Source organism: Desulfonatronospira sp., from assembly GCA_003563255.1.
GTDB lineage: Bacteria > Desulfobacterota > Desulfovibrionia > Desulfovibrionales > Desulfonatronovibrionaceae > Desulfonatronospira.
This window is the reverse complement of sequence record PWSL01000433.1, coordinates 1-6419: the sequence shown is the minus strand read 5'-3', so window position 1 is coordinate 6419 and position 6419 is coordinate 1. Positions and strand designations below refer to the sequence as shown.

The 6419-nt window shown below is 52.1% G+C and carries 8 protein-coding genes and 1 tRNA gene; 3 read left to right on the top strand and 6 right to left on the bottom strand.

What is annotated here, in order from left to right; genetic code table 11:
* The first annotated feature begins 333 nt into the window (after window positions 1-333).
* Window positions 334-420: transfer RNA gene (locus QZP87_RS12710), tRNA-Leu, on the top strand.
* A 224-nt stretch (window positions 421-644) separates the two neighbouring features.
* On the opposite strand, the gene QZP87_RS12705 is transcribed toward QZP87_RS12710, so the two are convergent.
* The gene (locus QZP87_RS12705) at window positions 645-953 is read right to left on the bottom strand and encodes a hypothetical protein (protein WP_291323296.1); all 309 of its coding nucleotides are present in this window, start codon (window positions 951-953) and stop codon (window positions 645-647) included.
* Between the two features lie 287 nt (window positions 954-1240).
* Here QZP87_RS12705 and QZP87_RS12700 point away from each other — a divergent pair, with 287 nt between their 5' ends.
* Both QZP87_RS12700 and QZP87_RS12695 read left to right on the top strand, forming a co-directional pair.
* Entirely contained in the window at window positions 1241-1594 is a 354-nt protein-coding gene (locus QZP87_RS12700; protein WP_291323295.1) for a type II toxin-antitoxin system RelB/DinJ family antitoxin, read from the top strand.
* On the top strand, window positions 1591-1884 hold the full coding sequence (locus tag QZP87_RS12695; RefSeq protein WP_291323294.1) for a type II toxin-antitoxin system RelE/ParE family toxin: 294 nt from the start codon (window positions 1591-1593) through the stop codon (window positions 1882-1884). The genes QZP87_RS12700 and QZP87_RS12695 overlap by 4 nt, the downstream gene beginning before the upstream one ends.
* 309 nt (window positions 1885-2193) lie before the next feature.
* On the opposite strand, the gene QZP87_RS12690 is transcribed toward QZP87_RS12695, so the two are convergent.
* The 5 genes from QZP87_RS12690 to QZP87_RS12670 form a co-directional block, all read right to left on the bottom strand.
* On the bottom strand, window positions 2194-2916 hold the full coding sequence (locus QZP87_RS12690) for an FKBP-type peptidyl-prolyl cis-trans isomerase (RefSeq protein WP_291323293.1): 723 nt from the start codon (window positions 2914-2916) through the stop codon (window positions 2194-2196).
* A gap of 117 nt (window positions 2917-3033) precedes the next feature.
* Complete coding sequence (locus tag QZP87_RS12685) at window positions 3034-3570, bottom strand: cob(I)yrinic acid a,c-diamide adenosyltransferase (protein WP_291323292.1); 537 nt, start codon at window positions 3568-3570, stop codon at window positions 3034-3036.
* Window positions 3540-4865 carry an amidohydrolase gene (locus tag QZP87_RS12680; RefSeq protein ID WP_291323291.1) on the bottom strand — a complete coding sequence of 442 codons (1326 nt, stop codon included), beginning with the start codon at window positions 4863-4865 and terminating at the stop codon, window positions 3540-3542. Before QZP87_RS12680 ends, QZP87_RS12685 begins: the two co-directional genes overlap by 31 nt.
* Window positions 4866-4890: 25 nt before the next feature.
* A complete protein-coding gene (locus QZP87_RS12675; protein WP_291323290.1) occupies window positions 4891-5130 on the bottom strand; it encodes a zinc ribbon domain-containing protein in 240 nt (79 codons plus the stop codon).
* A 75-nt stretch (window positions 5131-5205) separates the two neighbouring features.
* Complete coding sequence (locus QZP87_RS12670) at window positions 5206-5802, bottom strand: D-sedoheptulose 7-phosphate isomerase (protein WP_291323289.1); 597 nt, start codon at window positions 5800-5802, stop codon at window positions 5206-5208.
* Window positions 5803-6419: the final 617 nt, after the last annotated feature.

Below are 6419 nucleotides of genomic sequence, written 5' to 3'. Positions count from 1 at the left end.
CCAGGGGACTGTCCCCGCTAAGTGATGATTATGAAGCTTCACAAAATTTTGCGTCTGTACTTTTCAGTTGTGCAGTAAAAGTGTCGCGGGGACTGTCCCCTGGCCGGTATCTGCCCCCTGAAGGTTACAGTTAAACAGTAAACATGTTGAAATTTTTGGAAAGGGCAGTCAAGAGGAAGAAAAGCAGGACAGCATGATAAGTGCTTACAGTTAGCAGGACAGGTCTGCCGGCAGGGAACAAACCTGGTAAAGCATGAAGCGACAGGAATTTTAAAAAAAATCTCAAAAAGGGTTGTCAAAAGCAGGGGAACAAATTATATTAACACACGACTAGCCGAGGTGGTGGAATTGGTAGACACGCTAGGTTCAGGGTCTAGTGGGGATTACCCCGTGGGAGTTCGAGTCTCCCCCTCGGCACCATCAACAAATCCAGTCAAATCCGACTGAGCAAAAATATCGAATATAATCAAATAGATAAGCCCGGGCAGATTGTCCGGGCTTATCTATTTTGTGCGTCTGGGTCCTTTGACATACAAGGTTTTTTTGGGGTATATTTCGGGGTATATCGCAGACGTTGAAAATGTCTGCAAAAATATACCCCAGCCAATCCATATCCTTCAGTTTTAACTGAATTATGGAGGACCTCAAAATGCCATTGACAGACAAGGTAATCCAAAATCTTTCCCCCCCACCAGTTTTGCGCCCTTGTAGGAGAGAATCGACAGGTCTGAGTCAAAGCCCTTCCAACCGAACGTCCAGCGCAGATACGGCTCATCGTAGATGAACCGCTCCCGGCCCTGGTAGGTGTGTTTCCAGGAGGTGTCCATGAACCGGGCGATCTCGGCCATGGTCAGGTCGGTTTGGGAAACCGGGCGGAAATCCACGTCCAGCAGGTACGGATGCTTGGCAATGATCCGCTTTTCCTGCAGGCGAAGGTCGTCCAGAGTTTTCATTATGCAGGCTCCCGAAAAATTGTCGTAACCATTCAGGGGGTTCTCGGTGGTGATTACTGGCACCAGGCCTGGGGACTGTCCCCCGCTAAGTACTAGCAGTGCAGGGTCACAAAACTTCGCGTCTGAAAATTTGGTATTTGTGCGGAAAAAGTGTCGCGGGGACTGTCCCCGGGCCGGTTTCGGCATCCCCCTGAATGGTTACAAATTGTCGATGACAGGCTGTCAGTGCTCATGGCCCCGGTCACCATTGATTGAGGTGGTTTGGATCGAGAGGTATTGACTTTGTCATGCAATCGAATTACAGTTCCATAACATATTACATGGAGGTTCTTATGGCTGCCAATGCTCTCGTCCAAACCCGGATTGATGCCGAACTCAAGGAACGTGCCTCCGCCGTGTTGGAAGGCATGGGCCTGACCGTATCCGATGCCGTGCGCATCCTGCTGACCCGCGTGGCGCAGGAAGGAAGCCTGCCCGCCTGCCTGACCATGGACCCCGCCGTTCATGACGCCTGGTTCCGGGCCAAGGTCAAGGAGGCCCTTGAAGACACGCGGCCTGCAATTCCTGAGGCCCAGGTCCAGGCCCGCTTTGAAGAACGACGGGCCGCGGCGCGGCGCAAGCTTGAGACCAACCTGTCGTGAAAATCGAGTGGTCCTGGTTCGCTGTTGAAGACCGGACCAGCATTTTCGACTACATTGAGCAGGACGATCCCAGGTCCGCCATTGCCGTGGACGAGCGGATCATGGAGCAGACCGCAAAGCTGGCTCGTTTCCCGGAATGCGGACGACCGGGCCGGGTCAACGACACACGCGAACTGGTCATCAACAAAACACCGTTCATCGTCGCCTATCGCGTCCAAAAAGGCGTTGTCCGCATTCTGCGCGTTCTGCATGGTGCGCAAGCCTGGCCCGACAACCTGCCAGACGCCTAATCCATGCCTGGCCGCCTATCCCTTCCGACTCCCATCACCTTTCCTGAACTGCCCCTCATCGCTTCCAAGACCTGACCAACCCCCTGGCAACATGTCCCAGCGGGGCCAGCGGGTTCCCTGGCGGGATGATCCCCACCGTTTCGAAGGTCCGGATGATGTCCATGATGGGCGCACGCCCCTTGGTGATGCAGTATACCGGCTTTCGAATGGACTGCGGCTCCAGGTGATAGGCGCGTTTATGAAAATGTTTCGGGTGCCTGTCCCCGGTGGCCGAGGCAAAAATTAACCCAAAGTGTCGCTGTAGTGTTATCAATCTCCACCGATTTCCAGTAGCTCTATTTCGAATAAAAGAGTGGAACCGGGGCCGATGTCAGGACCTGCCTGCTGCCGGCCATAGGCCAGTTCCTGCGGGATAACAACCTCCCACCTGGAACCTTCAGGCATCATCTGCAGTATTTCGGTCCAGCCAGGTATTACCTGATTCAGCGGAAACGTGGCGGGCTGACCTCGTTCTACTGAGCTGTCAAAGACAGTTCCGTCAATAAGTTCCCCGGTATAGTGCACAGTGACCACGTCCTCGGGGCCGGGCTTGCTGCCCTCACCTTCCACAAGCATGCGGTAAAGCATTCCGCTTTCGGTCTGTTCCACGTCATCCTTTTCCCTGTATTCTTCCATGAATTTACGGCCTTTTTCAATATTTTCCTCAGCCTGATGCTGGGATACTTCCATCTGCCGCTGCATCATTTCCTGCTGCAGGATATTGAGTGCTACCTGTTGTTCCTCTAAACTCAATTGTGGTTCATTTTCTTCGAATGCATCCCGCATGCCCATTGCCAGAATATCAATTTCAATATCCAGTTGTCCCTGTAGAAGGTTGCTGCCGATGTCATAACCCAGGGCATAGCTGGCCTTATCCCGGGATGTTTCCAGTCCTACAGGTTGCTCCACCGTTTCGACTTCGCTTTCCGGCTGACTGCAGCCTGCCAGGATGAAAAAAACAAAGGTAATGATTAATGCAGCATAGACTTTCATGAATACTCCTTGAAACTTGGTTATTGGGTTGAAATTTAAAATGGACCCCGGGACCGGGCTAAAAAAGGCCCAAAACAGGCAGTGTAGCGGGGGCGCAAGGAAAGGATGTGTGGTTTTTTAAAATTCAATGCCTTTTCGGGCGGGGATGTTCTGCTCGAAGTGGTGCTTGAGCATGTGGATTTCAGACACCAGGTCCGCCCTGTCCTTGAGCCATTCCGGGAGATCCCTGCCTGTAAGCACCAGATGGGTTCCGCTGTTTGTAGCCGCATCAAGAAGAAAACTCAGTTCTTCTGGTACGATAAGACCGCTGTTAAGGGCGTAGAGGGCTTCATCAAGGACCAGAAGGTCAATTTGAGCCTGTATCTTTTTTTTGGCCCACTCCACCAGAGCCCGGGCCTTGTCTCGGTGGCGCTCATGATCACGGCCGTCCCGGTAAAATCCTTCGCCAGAGGCCAAAAACATATCCTCAGGCAAAAGCTTTTTCAAAATCTTCTGCTCTCCGGACTGGGAATCGCGCTTGAAGAACTGCCCGAATCCCACTTGGAGGCCCGCACCCAGGGCACGCACGGCCTGCCCCACGGCAGCGGAGGTCTTGCCCTTGCCCTCCCCGGTATAAACCAGAATCAACGCCTGTTTTTCTGTTCTTTTTCCCACTCTTTCATTTCCTCTATGATGTCTTCTTCTCCGGGAATACAGCGCCCCTGCATCAGGATCCGGCCGTTGCAGATGGTGGTATCGATGCACTCGCTGGTTGCAGAGTATACCAGGTTGGATACCAGGTTATGTCGAGGTATTAGATTGTAGTGGTCCAGGTCCACGAGGATGCAGTCAGCCAGCATGCCGGGGGCGATTTTTCCCATGTCCAGGCCGAAAATACGAGCCCCGTTAAGGGTGGCGAACTCCAGGGCCTGCCCGGCATTGAACAAAATGGGATCAAGGTAGAGCTGTTCCAGAAGACTTCTGTCGTCCATATCAACAAGATTGGCCGGCAGTACCCGGCCCTCGAAACTGGAAAGCTTGGCCTGCAGGGCGGCCACTTTCATTTCCTCCAGCATGTCCAGATTGTTGTTGGAAGAACAGCCATCGGTACCCAGGCCGATGCAGATTCCCCGCTTGCTCATCTCCCGGAAGGGAAACACCCCTGAACCAAGTTTCATATTGGAAACCGGGTTGTGGACAACCTTGACCTCGTGCCGGGCCAGGATATCCATTTCCTTTTCGCTGAGCCAGATACTGTGGCAGGCAATGATGTTAGGTCCCAGAAAATCCAGGCTCTGCAGGTACTCCACCGGCCGCATACCATTGGCATCCAGGCAGTCCTGGACCTCCTTGCGGGTCTCCGAGAGGTGAATATGTACCAGCAAGTTGTTTTCCCTGGCAAATTCAGCAACCCATTCCAGGGAATCCCGGGAAACGGTGTATATCCCATGCGGTCCCAGGGTGTAGCTTATTCGTGGGTGCCTGTGATCTTCATTAAAAAATTTCCTGGTGCGGGAACGGAATTGCTTGGCTTTGGCAGGATCGTTGAAATCGATAAAGACTGAGGAAAGTGCGGCCCTTATGCCCATTTCATCCACTGCCTTGGCCGTGGCCGGCATGTGCCAGTACATATCGCAAAAAAGAGTGGTCCCGGTCTTTATCATTTCCAGGCAGGCCAGCTTGGCCCCGATATATATGTCATGGAAGGTCAGTTTGGACTCAAAAGGCCAGATATGGTCCTGCAACCAGGTAAACAGCTCAATGTCATCGGCATAGCCCCGAAGGAGGGTCATGGCTGCGTGGGTATGGGCATTGACAAAGGAAGGAAAGATGGCCTTGTTGCGGCCGTCCAGCTCCTGCGCCTGGTCATCCTGCAGGCCGGGGCCGATGCTTTCAAACCTGTTTTCCCGGATCAGGACGTCTACAATCTTATCCTTTAAAAGGACATTTTTAATAATAATGCTCGACATGACGCTTTTGCTGCCTACATCGTTATCAACAACTTGAACAGTTTCCTCCGGCGCAACCTCCACAGCCGGAGCCCCTGGTAGTTATGGCATTGGCCGAAGGGCTGCCCTGAACCACGGGTCCCCCGGTTTTGAATTTACAGGCTGAAATAAGCTTGCGGGCGTTTGCGCTGCTGCAGCCCGGGCAATTGACGGTTTCGGCTGCCTTGAAGACAAGTTCTTCAAATTCCTGGCCGCAGTCTGAACATAAGAATTCATACAAAGGCATATATATTTCCTCCATCAAGATGGTAACAGTTCAGCGCTTAACCTTACCTTCTGTATCCGCATGGAACAGCAGAAGTCAAAGTAGTTCAGGCCTTTCAAAAATATAATGGTCCACAAGCATGCAGATGACGTGTCCTGCAGCAATATGAATCTCCTGGATAACCGGAGTGGATTCCACCTCCACAGCCAGCAGCATGTTGCAGTATTGGTCCATTGTCGAGCCTTTCCTGCCGGTGAGGCCGATGGTCAGCATATCCATTTCTCCGGCCTGACGCAGGGCCTGGTTTATGTTGTCACTCTCCCCGGAGGTGGAAATGCCCACAAGTATATCCCCGGAGCGGCCCAGAGCCTTGACCTGTTTGACAAACACCTGAGCAAAATCATAATCATTGCTCACAGCGGTAAGTATGGAAGAGTCGGTGGTCAGGGCTATGGCCGGCAAGGGCGGCCTCTCCAGAAGAAAGCGGTTTACGAACTCTGCGGCCAGGTGCTGGGCATCAGCTGCACTACCGCCATTGCCGCACAGAAGAACTTTGCCTCCTGCTACCAGGCATGAGGCAATGGCCCTGGCGATAATCGTCAACTCCCAGGCATTTTTTTCAAAAAAAAACTCCCTTGCCCTGATACCGGCCTGGGCATGCCTGCCGATTATATCCAGGCTGTTATCCTGCATGATTTCTCCCGCAATATTATGACCAGAACATTCAATACCCCAGGGAATGGTTACAGTCTGGATTATACCATTACAGCGACACTTTATGTTAATTATTGCCTCGGCCACCTGGGACAGGCACTTTTGCCGACCTCAAACCGTAAAATGGCTGGGCTCTCGGGGGCACTTCGAGTTCAAATAAAGTGTCGCGGTAATGATACCAGTTTCAATAATAAATGGTCAAGGTTGCCTGCCATGCTCAGAGCATGGTTTGTCCTCTCAAGTGTCCCCTCAAGAGGATGTTTATAGACCTTACATTGATTATGGTCAATTCCGGGGCAGGTAAAATTTTGACCCGGTTATCTCTTTTCTTTTGCAGGAAATTAAACTAAATTAACACTACAGCGAAACTAAGGCGGACCATGCCCGCAACCCAATAAATAAAAAAAAGAGTTTTTTATGACAAGGTTTCAGGAGTAAGTCACTAGGCTTTTTCCGCGACCCTGCGCGGAAAAGAGGCCCCTTCGGGGCATCATTTCCTTTATTGTTCCCACGCTCTGCGTGGGAACATCTTCCGGACGCTCTGCGTCCACCAATGGTGCCTGTCCCTACAAACATGTTTTTTAAGAAGCGGCTGG

What these genes read in the sequence shown, in the direction of transcription:
- QZP87_RS12705 (WP_291323296.1), bottom strand. Translation starts at nt 953, where the DNA reads ATGAAAACTCTGGACGACCTTCGCCTGCAGGAAAAGCGGATCATTGCC.
- QZP87_RS12675 (WP_291323290.1), bottom strand. Translation starts at nt 5,130, where the DNA reads ATGCCTTTGTATGAATTCTTATGTTCAGACTGCGGCCAGGAATTTGAA.
- QZP87_RS12680 (WP_291323291.1), bottom strand. Translation starts at nt 4,865, where the DNA reads ATGTCGAGCATTATTATTAAAAATGTCCTTTTAAAGGATAAGATTGTA.
- QZP87_RS12700 (WP_291323295.1), top strand. Translation starts at nt 1,241, where the DNA reads ATGCAATCGAATTACAGTTCCATAACATATTACATGGAGGTTCTTATG.
- QZP87_RS12670 (WP_291323289.1), bottom strand. Translation starts at nt 5,802, where the DNA reads ATGCAGGATAACAGCCTGGATATAATCGGCAGGCATGCCCAGGCCGGT.
- QZP87_RS12690 (WP_291323293.1), bottom strand. Translation starts at nt 2,916, where the DNA reads ATGAAAGTCTATGCTGCATTAATCATTACCTTTGTTTTTTTCATCCTG.